Raw genomic sequence first — 13,537 nt, forward strand, 5'->3', positions numbered from 1 at the left:
ATATTATGAAGAGGGTGAATTAATGTTTTTAGGATTAGATTTTGCGAGTGATAAAGATAGTCTCGACACAAGTCCGATTGCAATTAACGAATTTAAGAAGTTAAGAGTGCAACATGGTGTTTTTGATGAGGTAATGGTAGATCAAGAAGGTAAGTCGGAATATAGTAATTTAAAAACTGACTGGAAATATGAAACAGTAATACATGCTAAATTCCTGGATAATTTGTTAGCAGGTAACGTAAGTTTCTATAGTGATCAGGTATCTTATATAAGAATTAAGAGACGTAAAATAGAAGATTTAAATAATTGGATAACTTTAAAAGAAATCTCGTATAAAGAAGAGTTAGAATTTGAGTTATATGACTATCTAAATAGTTCTAATCAAGAGTATGAATATGCTTTAATACCAATATTAGCCGATGGAACTGAAGGAGACTATATTACAAGTACCATTAAGTCAGAATTTTACACTACATTTATTGTAGAAAGAGAAAAGGCATATGAATTAGCATATGAATTAGCATATGGAGATAAAGAAAGAGTAAGTCCGAATCAAGTATTTGAACCTATTAATGGGAAATATCCTATAGTTGTATCTAATGGTAGTTTAAATTATGACAAAGGAAATTTGAGTGCTTTAATTGTGTCTCCTCAAACAGTAGATAACAATATGAAGATAGATCCTAAAAGTGAGTATAAGTTAAGGGAATCTATGATGGATTTCTTTACCAATAAAGCACCCAAGTTATTAAAAGGACATAATGGAGAGATGAGTTTAATTACAGTATTAAATCCTAATATTAGCTATAATAATAATTTAGATCAAGCATTAGGAAGTGTATCTTTTAATTGGGTTGAAATTGGAGATTCTGAAAGTGTTGAGGATTTATTTAATTCAAATCTAATTGATAGATACAATGCATAAATTTAAAGGATATTAAAGTTATATGTAGAATAGTTAATTAAAACTATTCTGGAGGTTTTTGTATGAGGAAGAAAATATTGATTCCTGGGCTTATTATTTTGTATGTTGCTTTAGTTTATAATTTTACAGCTCTACCATATGGCTTAGAGAATAAAGTGTTATATATGGAAATGAAGTCGTTGAGCAAAGAGATACAGGACAATACAATAGATTCTAAGGCATTAATAAATACGTACATAAGTAAATACTATATTGATAAGGTTGACTTTAATGCAGATAAAATAGAAGGTTTAAGTAATTATGATGAAGTTTTAGTTGATACAGCATATCTTATGTTATTTAATTATAGTAAGTACCAAGAAACCAAAGAAAAAGTATATTATCATATTTATTTAGATACAAAAGAAAATTTTATAGGAATATTGGAAGTTAATTAAAGGAAACTAAATGTACACGTAGAATAATAAATATATACTAATATATGGGAGCTGATATTAATGAGAGCTAAATCTATACCAGTAACAAGTAAAGAAGAGTTGGTATATGCTATTCTAAAGAGTTTAAGAGATGAAAATAGTAAGCCAAAACAAAAATATAATGAAGAAACTGAACGTTCTGAGTATATTTTAATTCCAGGAAAGATGCCTGACCCTCAGAATTTAATTAATGCTTATACTTATCTTTATAGAGAAGATTATATAACAGAAAAAAATGTGGAAGTAACTAAAAGATTTCAAATAGATACAGTTTTAGTAAATGGTGACGCTCAGATAACAGATAAAGGGATTAAGTATTTAGAATCTATTGAAAAAGAATATTAATAACTTAGATACCTATCGAAAGGTATCTTTTTTTATGCAGAAAATTAAGGGGTGAGAAAGTTGTATTACGAGATATTGTTTATAGAAGAAGGAATTTACTATATAAACTACTATCCTAATAGGGAAGATCGAGCTATGGCTCTTAGGATGAATGAAAAACAATTTTATGCGTGGAGCACAGGAAAGGTGGAAAGATAGAATGTTTAAGATTATATTAGGAATTATTTTTATTGTTTTTATTGGACTTATAGCATTAATAGAATATTTGAGAAGAGCATTTATTAATAAACATGACAATGATGAAATAAAAAATATATTAAGTGATAAAGAATATAAAGATACTTTGAGTAGAAGTATTGCTGAGTATAATCAATCTATTCAAGGATTAAAGGAGGCTTTTAGATGGAAGAAAAGGACTTAGATAAATTAGAAGATAGATTCGCTCATCTATTTGAAGAAGTTATTCTTGATATTGTTGGGAGAATTAAAGATAGTGAGAAGAATATTGATAATAGGATAGATAAATTAGATGAGAGATTAGATAGTTTAAGTAATAGTATAGATAGTTTAGAAGGTTATGTTAAGGAATTAGTAGATGTACTGAAGGAAGTTATAGAATAGAAAGGGGATTAATTATATGATGGATAGAAAAGAAACTAGAGAAGTATTAGAGGATTTAGAGTTTGATTTGCAAACAATTAAATTTCAATTAAAGAAAAATAGAATTGAAAAAGGTATGGTAGAGAATTTACTTAATAATGCTGTTAATACGATTGGTAAGGTTAAGGGAAGTATATAATTATAATATTTCCCATAACTGCTTTTCAAAGCTCCATTCATATTCTTGAACATTAATTTTATTTAATCTATTTAAAAAAGTAAATTCATAAGAAACTTTCAATTTTACGCTTTTTCCTTGGTTAGTTATATTATTAATATCAAAACCTTTATTTAAAGAAATATTTAAAACTTCAAAATCACGTATTCTAGAATCACGAGAAGCCATATACATATTTCTATTAAATAAATCATTACAGTTTATTTTTTTATCATCTGAATGAATAGTAATATTTATTGATAAGTCTTCAAATGAATTATTTGATATATTTGTATAAGCTATTCTAGTAACAGGTTCTTTAGTATATACATTATGTCTATTCTCTAGTTGAATAAGTAGATAAGGTTTCTGACTAAGAATAAAAGCATTATTGGTCTCTATGTAACTAGAAATAACAAAAATAGAAGAAATAATAGCAGTTGTTGCAATTATTATATTGAAAATAAAATTAGCTTTATTAGAAATTAAGTTATAATTATCTTGAGAAATTGTAAGTCCAATAATAGATAACATAACTAGAAAGAATATTATAGCTAGTATAACAGGTATTTTTATTCTATTCATAAAATAACTCCTCTTTAAATTAGTTTATATAGGAATATATATCCATATTCTAATAATATTATATATCATTAATAATAACAATACAAAAATCAGAGATATAAATGCAAGAAATTTGCAGGGATTTCCTTTTATTTGTAGAAGTATGTAATTAAATACAAATTTAAGGGGATGATTTTGTGCTATTAGAAGGAAGAAAGCTGCAAGAAGTTGTATATAATGAATTGTTTAATGAGTTACAAAGTTCTCTAGAAGAAAAGGAAATAGAGTATAATAATATGGTGAAAAGTAGAGAAAAAGAGATACTTTTAGATAAGTTTTATTATATGATGAACTTAAAATATGAACAGAATAAATCAAATATTGACTATGCAAATGAGCATGAAAATAGAGTTAAAAACGAAATTATTACACTCAAAAGAAAAATAGATGTATTAGAAAAATGTAAATCTACTTTTATAGATGAGTAATTCTACTTTGGGAGGAATATAATGAGTGTTGCTATATGTTATGTAACTGATACTATGTCAATTATTGCCACTGATACTAGAGTTACAAGAAATACTATAGGAAAACAATTATCATTTAGCGATGATGCAATTAAACTGACAAGTATACCTAACCTTGGTTGGTGTTCAGGTGTTGGTAGTGAAGGTATGATAAATGATTTTAAAAAAGAATTGCTAAAAAATAGAAATGAATCAATTACTACTAGAGATATACGTCTACTATATAACAATATTCTATTAGATTATCATAGTAAATTACATGACCTGAGTTTGAAATATGATAAAAAAAAAGAAAGGTTAGAAGTGGCAAATCATAAAGAAAAAGTTAATAATACTATAATTATTCTTACTTGGATTAAGCTAATAAATTATAGATTAAAGTGTTGTATTGGGTTGTTGTCTAAAGACTTTACAAAGAAATTTGATTCTTTTAATGAAATACAAAGTATAGAGAATAATAGAATTTATATATTTTATCCTCCGTTAGATGATCAAAATAAAAACATAAGAAACGATATAGAAGAGAAATATCAATTAAATTTTCAATCAACTATGAAGTATACAGATTTACTTTATGAAATTTTTAACATATTTGATGACATTCAATCAAAATCTAGCTCAGTTAGTAATATTATTGATGTAGGGATTCACGCATTAAGAAATAAAAGAGACGAAATAAAAATTAATATAAGAGATGATATACATGTTTTAAAAACTAAATTAAGAGAAGGCAATATTGAAGATGAATATAATATTGTAGAATACAATCCAATTTGTACTAGATAACTCCCTTGTGGGAGTTTTTTTATGCACGATATAATAAATTAAAAGGAGATGTTACTATGGAATTAGATATTCACTATCTTACTGGATTTATTAAATATGGATGGAAAATGGATGAGATTCAAGATATGAAATCTAAGGATTTAGAAGTATTAATATCTGAATTTAAGGAAGACAATTATATAAAAAAACTTAAGTTCAAGGTATTGAAAGGAATAATTGATGAATATGAAGAATTTAAAGATGGAGTTGAAAGAGAATATAAGGAAAAAGAAGAAGTATTGTTAAATTTAGGGTTTATGTCAAAAGAAGAAGCAATCAAAAAAGGAATCTTATATCCTAAAAATGAGGAAGTAGGGTATGTTAGAAAATTAAACAATGGAGCATTGCATATTTTACCTTTAGATTATCTTGTTAATAAGACCATTGATGAGATATATAAGAATTTTTATGAGTCTAATAGAGAAATTAATAATACTTTTAGTTAATAATGAAGGAATTTCCCATATTATGTCTAATTATATAGATTATATGGGAGGGAATAGAATGACTGTAAATAAAAAGTGCTTTATTATAACACCTATAGGTGGAGATGGTAGTGAGATTAGGAGAAAAGCTGATGGTGTCATCAATTCCGTCATCAAACCAATTTTAAAAGAAATGGGTTTTACAGATATAAAGGCAGCTCATGAAATTACATCACCTGGATCTATTAATAAGCAAGTAATAAATAGAATCATTGAAGATGATCTAGTTATAGCGAATCTAACTGGTCTTAATCCAAATGTTATGTATGAATTAGCAGTTAGACATGCAACAATGAAACCTATTGTACATATATGCGAAAATAATACAAAGTTGCCATTTGATATTGTAGATCAACGAAGTATATTTTATAACGATGATATGTACGGTACTGAAGAATTAAAAAGTAAATTAGTAAAAATGGTTAATAGTTGTTTAGATGTTGAAAATAAAGATAACCCTATTTATTCCGCTACTCAGGATAAGATATTTAGGGAAGTGGCTGCTAGTAGTAATGAAACAAATTTAGAAGGATATGTAATAGATAGAATTGATAATTTAGAAGCTTTAATCCAGAATTTAAGCAACAACATAACTAATAAATATCAAGTAAGTTCTTATACCGAAGAATTTGTATTAGATATTGAATCAAGTGAAGAAATTAATTTAGATAATTTAATAAATAATATTTATAAAAATTGCAAAAAAGAAAATATAAAATTAGAAAACTTCTCTATTTCTGAACCTAGTAAAAATAAAAGCAATGTAAATTCTGTAATAAACATGTATATGCAATTACAATCATATCATATTAAACCCACTAAGACACAAGTGACAAAAATAATATCTTCAAGTCTAGATAAAAACATGAAACTGTTAAGATTAGATATGTTACCTTTTTAAAAAGAGCCTAAAAGGCTTTTTTTTCATACAATAATGGAATTATATCAGTAGGAATACAGTGAGATCAATTATATTTAAATAAAGCTAGTGACAAATTTTTATAGGAATTAAATAAAGTTCATAAGAAAATAGAGAAAATGAATGATAAGTTTAGACCGTTAGATCTTTTTATAGATAGTAAAAAAAGGTTATTAAATATGAGATTACAGTTAGGAACAGTATGTGAAGGAAGAGATAATATAAAGAATATATTCCCGTTAATCAATAGAATATAAAAATTACAAGTAAAAATCTTATAAGTTATAATATACAGTATCAATTATAAATCTTAAAAGCCTATATAATATTATATAGGCTTAAGATTATTGAAATTGTTTCCCAAATTATATATACCGCTAAATTTATCTAAGCATACTAACTCAAATACATATAACTTGTGTAATCTATTTTTAAATACAATTACTTCAAGTATATTTCTTTGCTCTATATCTTCATTATATAATTCGTTTCTATATAAAAATTTAATTATATCTGGGAATGATTTCATACTATCGTATTCTAAATCAGAAATTGTAGGTCTTTTATCTGATCGACATAATAGTTTGTCTGATGAAATTCCAGATAGTAAGAGTATTGGTGTCTTAATATCTGTAGTTAGACTTTTAAATTTTTGCATAATTTCAAGAAACTTATCTTTTATATATATTTCTTTATTATTAACAATACATTGTAAATCATCAATAACAATTAAATCATAAGAGTCGGTTTTTATTACTTTTATAATACTATCTATAGTCTTATTTTCATAAGTTAAATTAGTAAATTGTATATTTGATTTATATAACTTAGTTGAAGATTTTGAGTATGTTTCAACTTCTTCTTCGGTAAATGTATTATTTCTTATTATCTCTAAAGGAATATGAGAATCTCTTGATATTAATTTTTTAGTTAATATTTCAGCATCCTCTTTTAGATTAACGTATAAAACTTTTTTATTTCTATTCATTACTAGGTGAGAACAAATATTTAATGCATATGTAGTTTTTCCACTTGAGGTATCTCCTGCAGCTAAAATTAAATCGCTATTACTAATAGAAGTTCGTTCATCAAAATCTAAATAACCAGTAGTTAAAAAGTCATTATCAATACCTATATTGGCTACTTCATGTAATATGAGATCTTTTATATCTTGAATACTATTTTTTCTATTCTTTAAATATTTTAAATATCCATCGTAAGGAAAAACATAATCTTTCCATTCAAACACAGGTAAGTCTATTTCAAAATTTCCTTCATCTTTGAATTGAATATTGTACTTTGGTTTTGTCTTATTAATCAATATTGCTTCAAAAGCTATTTCTTCTGATTCATTTTTAAATTCAGAATATTGTATTTTTTCTATTGATTGATAACATTCTGAAGGTAGATGACCTAGAGATGTAGAGTGCTCTTTAAGTATCCTTCTATCTATATCATTAGTTCTTCCAATATATAAAATATTATCATTATTATCTAAAAATCTATAAATATAATACTGATTATTCATTATCTCACCAACCTTTCTTTACAAAACTATTATACCAAGTTATTTCATAAATAAATGTCAGAATTTGTCGTTTCGATTAAGTACTTAGTAATAGGAGTGAGTTTTATGCCATTAAAAAAAAAATGTAGTAAAATGGGATGTAATACTTTAGTAGATGTTAGTTTAAAGTACTGTAAGGAGCATAAAGATACACAGAAACAAAGACATAGAGAATATAAGCAAAAGAGAAGAGATAAAGAAGAACAGAGGTTTTATAATAGGAAACCATGGAAAGATACAAGAGAGTTGGTATTGATGAGAGATAATGGATTATGTCAATTAAGTTTAGAGAATAATGAAATAGTATTTGCATCTATGGTTCATCATATTATTCCTATGAAAGAGAATAGTAGTAGGAAGTTAGATCCTAAGAATCTTATTTCATTGAGTAATGGTATGCATAACTATGTTGAGAGTCAGTATGACAAAGGTGAAGATAGTAAGGAGAAGATGCAAGAGAAGTTATTTGAGATAGTTAAGAATAAGTATAAGAAGTAGTTCTAAGTCTATTGAATGGCTTAGGCTTTTTTTATGCGAAAAACTAGAGGGTAGGGTAAGGTCAATAATTTAAAATTGATTGGTTAAAAGGTCGCAGCCTCCCTCTCGGTAAAAATAACTTCCCTAAATGAAATTTCAAGAAAGGTAGGTGGTACTATGGCAAGACCTGCAAAAAGTGTAGATGTTATGTCTAAAAATTTAACTAAAGAAGAATATGAAGCTAGAAAAGCAGCAGAAGAATCTTTAAAGGGTGGATCGGATAAAATTAAGCCACCTATATACTTAAATGATAAAGCTAAATCTATATTTAATTACATAGTTGAAGAATTAAAAGAAAGTGGCATATTAACTAATTTAGATGTTTATATATTAGCTACTTGTGCTAATGCAATAGTTAGAATTCAAGAAGCAGAAGAAATATTGAATGAAGGATTATTTGAAAAAGATGGAAAAGTTAAGAATGCTTTACGAGTAAAAGAAAGCTATACTAAAGAATTCTTTAGATGTACTAATGAATTAAGTTTAAGTCCACAAAGTAGAGCTAAGCTTGCAAATATTAATATACAAAAACAATTAGAAAAAGATGATCCAGTTTTAAAGTTACTAGGTGGCGATAATTAATGCTAAAAGAGAAGGCAATAAAATATGCTAATGATGTAGTTAATGGTGAAGAAGTTGCTACTAAAGAAGTAATCAAACAATGTGAATGGTTCTTAAATGATTTAAAAAGGCAAGATGATAATAATTTCAAATATTATTTTGATGAAAAAGAAATAGAAAAAATTGAAGGTATACTAAAACTCTTAAATTTTGCTACAGGTTTGGGAGTTGTAGGATTACCGATATTAGAAGGGCTTTGGGGATTCCAAGCCTTTTTTTTATGCAATGTTTTTGGATGGAGATTTAAAGAAGATAAGAAGAAGTTTAAGAATAGAACTAATATATTGTTTATACCTAGAAAAAATGCAAAAACTTTTATATGTGCTTTGATAATTATAATTCTAATGTTGATAGAAGATCATTATAGTGAATTTTATAGTATATGTTTAGATAGAGAATTAGCAAGTAAAGTAAAAGAAGCTATGACACAGATAATTAATGCAAGTCCTGATATATTAAAACATTTTATAACTTCAAAAACATTAAACGGTAAAATTACATGCAAAATAACTAATAGTTTTTATCAAGCAAGAACAGCAGAAGCTAATAAAAATAACTCTATAAGACCAAGTGCATTTATTGCAGATGAGATAGGAGCTTTTAGGGATTCTAAAAACATTAATGCAATGAAATCAGGTCAATTATCTGTTAAGAACCCTTTAAGGTTTAAGATCACAACAGCTTATGCAGAATCTGAAAGTATAATGATAGAGGAACTAGATTATATACGTAAGGTTTATGATGGTGTAATAGATGATGATAGAATATTTTCATTACTATATTATGCTGAAAAGAGTCACGAATGGGATGATATAGGATTAGAAATGGCTAATCCTTTAAGAGTTAAAGAAAATTATCAAGAAATTAAAGATAATAGAAAAGTAGCAAAAGAAAAACTTTCTGAACAGACTGAATTTCTCACTAAACATATGAATGTATTTGTAACGAATGATAAATCAGAAAGATACATTGATATGGATGATTGGAAAAAGTGTCAAGTAGAAACAATTGATTTAGAAGGTAAACAAGTTGTAGTTTCTATTGATGCAAGTTTAACTACAGACTTAACAGCTATAAATATTATGTATAAGGAAAAGGGAATATACTACTTAAAATCTCATGCTTTTCTACCAAGGTTATCACTATCAGAAAGAAGAGAAAAAATAGATTATAACCTTATGGAGAAACTAGGATATTGTACTATTGTAGAGGGAAAATATGTCGACTATAATCTATTAGAAGATTATATAAGAAATATAGAATCAAAATACAATTGTACAATAAAGAAGATTTGTTCTGATCCATTTAATTTTATTCAAAATCTACAGAATCTAGCCAATGATTATGATGTTGATATAATTAAACAGACATATTCAGAACTGTCAGCACCTACTAAAACCTTTAGAAATGATGTTTATGGTGAAAAGGTTAAATATGAAAAGAATAAATTATTAGATTGGAATATGAGTAACGCTAAAGCAAAACCTAAGAAAGTTACTGGTGACATTCTATTAGAAAAAGTTAATAAGAATAAAACTCGAATAGATATGGTTGTGGCTACTATTTTTGCTTATAGTAAATTATATCTCGAAGAAGATGATACGTATGATTATGAGATAACAGATGAGAAGCTTGATGAATGGGGGTGGTAATATCAAATCTATAAAATTAAATAAATTAAAAGATAAATTTTTAGAACTTCTATGTATTTACATAGAAGATTTTTTTATTTTAGTAGGATTATTATTTATTATAATACCTACCTATATTGTAAATATAATAATAGGTCTATATGTAACGGGGCTAATATTTATAATGTTAGGAATATATTTTGCTAGAAATCCACTGAAGAAAGAGAGGTGATAATATATGTTATTTAGAAGAAATGTGGAATCAGAAAAGAGAACTTCATATAGTTTATCTGATGAAGAAATTCTAAAGATATTTAATATAGACGCTGATGGAGTTAGTGAAGATAAATTAAAACAGGCTACTTATTTTTCTTGTTTTAGAATATTAACTGATTCTATTAGTAAGCTACCTTTGAAGATGTATCAAGAAAACAAAGAAGGTATTGAAAAAGCTAATGATCATTATCTATATAATTTATTAAAATTAAGACCTAATCCCTATATGTCTAGTTCTGATTTCTGGAAGATGATTGAATTTCAGAGATTAGATAAAGGGCATAGTATTGTTTATATTGATACTATAAAAAGAGGAAGAAATGCAGGGAAAATAAAAGGATTATATCCTTTAGAAATGAATAAAGTAGAAGTCTGGATAGATAACGCTGGTATTATAGGAAAAGATAATGCTATCTGGTATATCTATAAACAGGATAAAAATACAGAATTTAAGTTTAAATCAGATCAAGTATTACATTTTAAAGGCATGACAAGGGATGGAATTACTGGATTATCTATTAAAGATTATCTTAAAACTACAATAGAGAATGCTCAGAGTGGTGAAAAGTATGTAAATAACTATTTTAAAAATGGTTTACAGGCTACAGGACTATTACAATATACAGGGAACATTTCAAAAGAAGATGAAAATAGAATGAGGGAAAGATTTGAGAAGATGGCAAATGGTCTTAAAAACGCTCATCGTATTTTACCAGTTCCAACTCCTTTTAGCTTTCAGCCCATAACCCCTTCAATGGTAGATTCTCAATTCTTAGAAATCAATGAATTATCAATTAGACAAATTGCATCAGGGTTTGGAATAAAACCTCATCAGTTAGGTAATTTAGATAGATCAACTCATACTAACATAGTAGAACAAAATAAGGAATTTTATATAGATACCTTACAACCAATTCTTACTATGTATGAACAAGAGCTTACTTGGAAGTTACTTCTACAAAATGAATTAGAGCAAGGTTATTTCTTTAGATTTAATGTAGATAGTATCTTGAGGAGCGACATTAGGACAAGATATGAAGCTTATCAAATAGGTGTTCAGTCAGGTTTCTTATCAATAAATGAGGTGCGGGATAAAGAAAATCTATCATCTAAAGAAGAAGGCAATCAATTAATTTGTAATGGAAATATGATACCTGTTTCAATGGCAGGTGAGCAATATAAAAAGAATAACACTCAGAATGAGTAGAAACCTTGAGAGGAGGTGATATGATGAGCAAACAGAAGGAAACAAGGTACATAAGTATTGAGAAATTAGAAACTAGGGCAACAGAAGAAGATAATAAATTATCTATCTCTGGGTATGTAGTCCAGTTTAACAAAAGAAGTAAAGTAATGTGGGATTTTGTTGAAGTAGTAGCTAAAGGTGCATTTAGAAACTCTCTTAAAGAAAATGTTATAAAAGCACTTTGGAATCATAATCATGATTATGTTTTAGGGAGTACTAAAAATTCAACTTTAAAATTAAGAGAGGATGATTATGGTCTTAAGTTTGAACTAGACCTACCTAGTAATACCTGGGGAAAAGATTGTTACGAGTCAGTATCTAGAGGTGATGTGGATGGTGTTTCGTTTGGATTTTTTGTAAGAGAAGACGAGTGGGAATACATAGACGATGAAGACCTTTATAAAAGGACACTTTTAGAAGTAGATTTATTTGAAATAAGTCCAACTCCATTCCCCGCCTATGAAGATAGTCAGGCAAGTTGTAGAAGTTTTGAAAATTTTAAAACAGAACTTGAAGAAAAGGAAAATAAAGAGTTAAGAAAAAGAAAATTATCTTTAGAGCTAGATTTAATCTAGGTCTTTTTTTATATCTAAAATAAATTGAAAATGAAAGGATGTTGTATGTATGAGTAAAGAAATTAGAGAATTATTAGCAAAAGTTGAGGAAGTAAAAGCAGAGGCTAGAGGTTTAATGCAAGAAGATAAATTAGAAGATGCTGAAGCTAAGATGGAAGAAGTAAGGAAATTACAAAAGAAAATTGAACTACAAAAAGAACTAGAAGAGGAAGGAGAAAGAGAAATTGATACTAAAATCGAAAATAGAAAGGTCGATGATAATATGAATGAAAATGAGACAAGAAAAGTAGATACAGCAGCAGAGTTAAGAGCTATTATTAAAGCTAGTATGGGTAAAGATATAACAACTGAAGAAAGAGCATTATTAACTACTGGGGCTAATGGAGAGGGGTATTTATTACCTGAAGATGTAAGAACTAAAATTCATACTTTAGTAAGAGATTATAGAAGTTTTAGAGAAGTGTTAGGTTACATGCCTACAATTGCACTAAGTGGATCATTTCCTATAGAAGATTTTGAGACTGTTTCTGAATTAATAGATTTTACAGATGGAACGGATGGAAGCGAAGCAAATGATATTAAATTTAGAAATGTATCTTTTGCACTTAAGCAAAAAGGTGCTTTAATTAAGTTATCTAATACTTTATTATCTATGACAGATAATGATCTTATTGATTATGTAGCTAAAGTATTTGCTAAGAAAGCTGTTATTACAGAAAACAAAATGGCTATTAGTGCTCTAGGAACTGGCAAAACAGTTAAGAGTATTGCTGACTGGAAAGCATTAAAGAAGAGTATAAATATAGATTTAGATGAAGCTGTAAAATATGGCTTAGTTATTGTAACTAATCAAGATGGATTTGATAAATTAGATAGTGAAGTTGATTCTCAAGGTAGACCAATTTTACAACCAGATCCAACTAATCCTACTCAAAAGAGATTTATGGGATATCCTATAAAGGTATATAGTAATTCCTTATTACCTACTACTGGAACTACAACATTGAAGGCTCCATTATACTATGGAAACTTAGAAGAGGCTGTAAAGTTTGTAGATAATAATAAATATGCTTTTGCAACTTCTGCTCATGCTGGATTTAACTCTAATTCCACCATGGCTAGAGTAATTGAGTATGTAGATGTTATCCAGGTAGATTCTTCTGATAAGATATACATTGCAGGAACATTAACTGTATAAAAA

General features: G+C 27.0%; 20 protein-coding genes. 18 read left to right on the forward strand and 2 right to left on the reverse strand.

The features are described from left to right. Positions 1–22 precede the first annotated feature (22 nt). The 7 genes from GOQ27_RS15120 (at position 23) to GOQ27_RS15150 (ending at position 2,545) form a co-directional block, all read left to right on the forward strand. Positions 23–925, forward strand: coding sequence for a hypothetical protein (locus GOQ27_RS15120; protein WP_203367715.1), 903 nt, complete (start codon positions 23–25; stop codon positions 923–925). A 62-nt stretch (positions 926–987) separates the two neighbouring features. Beyond that, a complete protein-coding gene (locus GOQ27_RS15125) occupies positions 988–1,362 on the forward strand; it encodes a hypothetical protein (protein ID WP_203367716.1) in 375 nt (124 codons plus the stop codon). A 60-nt stretch (positions 1,363–1,422) separates the two neighbouring features. Beyond that, positions 1,423–1,746, forward strand: a complete 324-nt coding sequence (locus GOQ27_RS15130; protein WP_203367717.1) for a BTB/POZ domain-containing protein — start codon at positions 1,423–1,425, stop codon at positions 1,744–1,746. A gap of 60 nt (positions 1,747–1,806) precedes the next feature. Continuing rightward, positions 1,807–1,944, forward strand: coding sequence for a hypothetical protein (locus tag GOQ27_RS15135; protein ID WP_203367718.1), 138 nt, complete (start codon positions 1,807–1,809; stop codon positions 1,942–1,944). Between the two features lies 1 nt (position 1,945). Further along, entirely contained in the window at positions 1,946–2,167 is a 222-nt protein-coding gene (locus GOQ27_RS15140; protein ID WP_203367719.1) for a hypothetical protein, read from the forward strand. Further along, entirely contained in the window at positions 2,149–2,367 is a 219-nt protein-coding gene (locus tag GOQ27_RS15145) for a hypothetical protein (protein WP_203367720.1), read from the forward strand. The genes GOQ27_RS15140 and GOQ27_RS15145 overlap by 19 nt, the downstream gene beginning before the upstream one ends. Before the next feature lie 16 nt (positions 2,368–2,383). Beyond that, positions 2,384–2,545, forward strand: a complete 162-nt coding sequence (locus GOQ27_RS15150) for a hypothetical protein (protein WP_203367721.1) — start codon at positions 2,384–2,386, stop codon at positions 2,543–2,545. On the opposite strand, the gene GOQ27_RS15155 is transcribed toward GOQ27_RS15150, so the two are convergent. Further along, positions 2,546–3,148 carry a hypothetical protein gene (locus tag GOQ27_RS15155; protein WP_203367722.1) on the reverse strand — a complete coding sequence of 201 codons (603 nt, stop codon included), beginning with the start codon at positions 3,146–3,148 and terminating at the stop codon, positions 2,546–2,548. It lies immediately after the preceding gene. 176 nt (positions 3,149–3,324) lie between these two features. Between GOQ27_RS15155 and GOQ27_RS15160 the strand changes: the two genes are divergently transcribed. The 4 genes from GOQ27_RS15160 to GOQ27_RS15175 are packed head-to-tail and all read left to right on the forward strand — an operon-like array spanning position 3,325 to position 5,865. Beyond that, positions 3,325–3,615, forward strand: a complete 291-nt coding sequence (locus tag GOQ27_RS15160; RefSeq protein ID WP_203367723.1) for a hypothetical protein — start codon at positions 3,325–3,327, stop codon at positions 3,613–3,615. A gap of 21 nt (positions 3,616–3,636) precedes the next feature. Further along, a complete protein-coding gene (locus GOQ27_RS15165) occupies positions 3,637–4,440 on the forward strand; it encodes a hypothetical protein (protein WP_203367724.1) in 804 nt (267 codons plus the stop codon). Positions 4,441–4,496: 56 nt separating this feature from the next. After that, positions 4,497–4,925, forward strand: coding sequence for a hypothetical protein (locus GOQ27_RS15170; RefSeq protein ID WP_203367725.1), 429 nt, complete (start codon positions 4,497–4,499; stop codon positions 4,923–4,925). 58 nt (positions 4,926–4,983) lie between these two features. Continuing rightward, positions 4,984–5,865, forward strand: a complete 882-nt coding sequence (locus GOQ27_RS15175) for a hypothetical protein (RefSeq protein ID WP_203367726.1) — start codon at positions 4,984–4,986, stop codon at positions 5,863–5,865. Positions 5,866–6,211: 346 nt separating this feature from the next. Here the strand turns inward: GOQ27_RS15175 and GOQ27_RS15180 are convergent, their stop codons facing one another. After that, positions 6,212–7,411, reverse strand: coding sequence for a DnaB-like helicase C-terminal domain-containing protein (locus GOQ27_RS15180; RefSeq protein ID WP_203367727.1), 1,200 nt, complete (start codon positions 7,409–7,411; stop codon positions 6,212–6,214). Positions 7,412–7,516: 105 nt separating this feature from the next. Between GOQ27_RS15180 and GOQ27_RS15185 the strand changes: the two genes are divergently transcribed. The 7 genes from GOQ27_RS15185 to GOQ27_RS15215 all read left to right on the forward strand — a co-directional run bounded on the left by GOQ27_RS15185 (position 7,517) and on the right by GOQ27_RS15215 (position 13,534). Continuing rightward, on the forward strand, positions 7,517–7,948 hold the full coding sequence (locus tag GOQ27_RS15185; RefSeq protein WP_203367728.1) for an HNH endonuclease: 432 nt from the start codon (positions 7,517–7,519) through the stop codon (positions 7,946–7,948). Between the two features lie 156 nt (positions 7,949–8,104). After that, on the forward strand, positions 8,105–8,569 hold the full coding sequence (locus GOQ27_RS15190; protein ID WP_203367729.1) for a phage terminase small subunit P27 family: 465 nt from the start codon (positions 8,105–8,107) through the stop codon (positions 8,567–8,569). After that, positions 8,569–10,260: a terminase large subunit gene (locus GOQ27_RS15195; protein ID WP_203367730.1), complete on the forward strand. Its 1,692-nt coding sequence runs from the start codon at positions 8,569–8,571 to the stop codon at positions 10,258–10,260. Before GOQ27_RS15190 ends, GOQ27_RS15195 begins: the two co-directional genes overlap by 1 nt. After that, complete coding sequence (locus GOQ27_RS15200) at positions 10,232–10,471, forward strand: hypothetical protein (RefSeq protein WP_252187864.1); 240 nt, start codon at positions 10,232–10,234, stop codon at positions 10,469–10,471. The genes GOQ27_RS15195 and GOQ27_RS15200 overlap by 29 nt, the downstream gene beginning before the upstream one ends. 6 nt (positions 10,472–10,477) lie before the next feature. Next, complete coding sequence (locus tag GOQ27_RS15205) at positions 10,478–11,722, forward strand: phage portal protein (protein ID WP_203367731.1); 1,245 nt, start codon at positions 10,478–10,480, stop codon at positions 11,720–11,722. Between the two features lie 23 nt (positions 11,723–11,745). After that, positions 11,746–12,336, forward strand: a complete 591-nt coding sequence (locus GOQ27_RS15210) for an HK97 family phage prohead protease (protein ID WP_252187865.1) — start codon at positions 11,746–11,748, stop codon at positions 12,334–12,336. A 49-nt stretch (positions 12,337–12,385) separates the two neighbouring features. Then, positions 12,386–13,534, forward strand: a complete 1,149-nt coding sequence (locus tag GOQ27_RS15215; RefSeq protein WP_203367733.1) for a phage major capsid protein — start codon at positions 12,386–12,388, stop codon at positions 13,532–13,534. Positions 13,535–13,537: the final 3 nt, after the last annotated feature.

Source organism: Anaeromonas frigoriresistens (genome assembly GCF_016820655.1).
GTDB lineage: Bacteria > Bacillota > Clostridia > Tissierellales > SIT17 > Anaeromonas > Anaeromonas frigoriresistens.

Excerpts from the sequence above, each read along its gene's own strand:
- GOQ27_RS15120 (WP_203367715.1), top strand. The coding sequence starts at position 23 with ATGTTTTTAGGATTAGATTTTGCGAGTGATAAAGATAGTCTCGACACA.
- GOQ27_RS15125 (WP_203367716.1), top strand. The coding sequence starts at position 988 with ATGAGGAAGAAAATATTGATTCCTGGGCTTATTATTTTGTATGTTGCT.
- GOQ27_RS15130 (WP_203367717.1), top strand. The coding sequence starts at position 1,423 with ATGAGAGCTAAATCTATACCAGTAACAAGTAAAGAAGAGTTGGTATAT.
- GOQ27_RS15140 (WP_203367719.1), top strand. The coding sequence starts at position 1,946 with ATGTTTAAGATTATATTAGGAATTATTTTTATTGTTTTTATTGGACTT.
- GOQ27_RS15145 (WP_203367720.1), top strand. The coding sequence starts at position 2,149 with ATGGAAGAAAAGGACTTAGATAAATTAGAAGATAGATTCGCTCATCTA.
- GOQ27_RS15150 (WP_203367721.1), top strand. The coding sequence starts at position 2,384 with ATGATGGATAGAAAAGAAACTAGAGAAGTATTAGAGGATTTAGAGTTT.
- GOQ27_RS15155 (WP_203367722.1), bottom strand. The coding sequence starts at position 3,148 with ATGAATAGAATAAAAATACCTGTTATACTAGCTATAATATTCTTTCTA.
- GOQ27_RS15165 (WP_203367724.1), top strand. The coding sequence starts at position 3,637 with ATGAGTGTTGCTATATGTTATGTAACTGATACTATGTCAATTATTGCC.
- GOQ27_RS15170 (WP_203367725.1), top strand. The coding sequence starts at position 4,497 with ATGGAATTAGATATTCACTATCTTACTGGATTTATTAAATATGGATGG.
- GOQ27_RS15175 (WP_203367726.1), top strand. The coding sequence starts at position 4,984 with ATGACTGTAAATAAAAAGTGCTTTATTATAACACCTATAGGTGGAGAT.
- GOQ27_RS15180 (WP_203367727.1), bottom strand. The coding sequence starts at position 7,411 with ATGAATAATCAGTATTATATTTATAGATTTTTAGATAATAATGATAAT.
- GOQ27_RS15185 (WP_203367728.1), top strand. The coding sequence starts at position 7,517 with ATGCCATTAAAAAAAAAATGTAGTAAAATGGGATGTAATACTTTAGTA.
- GOQ27_RS15190 (WP_203367729.1), top strand. The coding sequence starts at position 8,105 with ATGGCAAGACCTGCAAAAAGTGTAGATGTTATGTCTAAAAATTTAACT.
- GOQ27_RS15195 (WP_203367730.1), top strand. The coding sequence starts at position 8,569 with ATGCTAAAAGAGAAGGCAATAAAATATGCTAATGATGTAGTTAATGGT.
- GOQ27_RS15200 (WP_252187864.1), top strand. The coding sequence starts at position 10,232 with ATGAGAAGCTTGATGAATGGGGGTGGTAATATCAAATCTATAAAATTA.
- GOQ27_RS15205 (WP_203367731.1), top strand. The coding sequence starts at position 10,478 with ATGTTATTTAGAAGAAATGTGGAATCAGAAAAGAGAACTTCATATAGT.
- GOQ27_RS15210 (WP_252187865.1), top strand. The coding sequence starts at position 11,746 with ATGAGCAAACAGAAGGAAACAAGGTACATAAGTATTGAGAAATTAGAA.
- GOQ27_RS15215 (WP_203367733.1), top strand. The coding sequence starts at position 12,386 with ATGAGTAAAGAAATTAGAGAATTATTAGCAAAAGTTGAGGAAGTAAAA.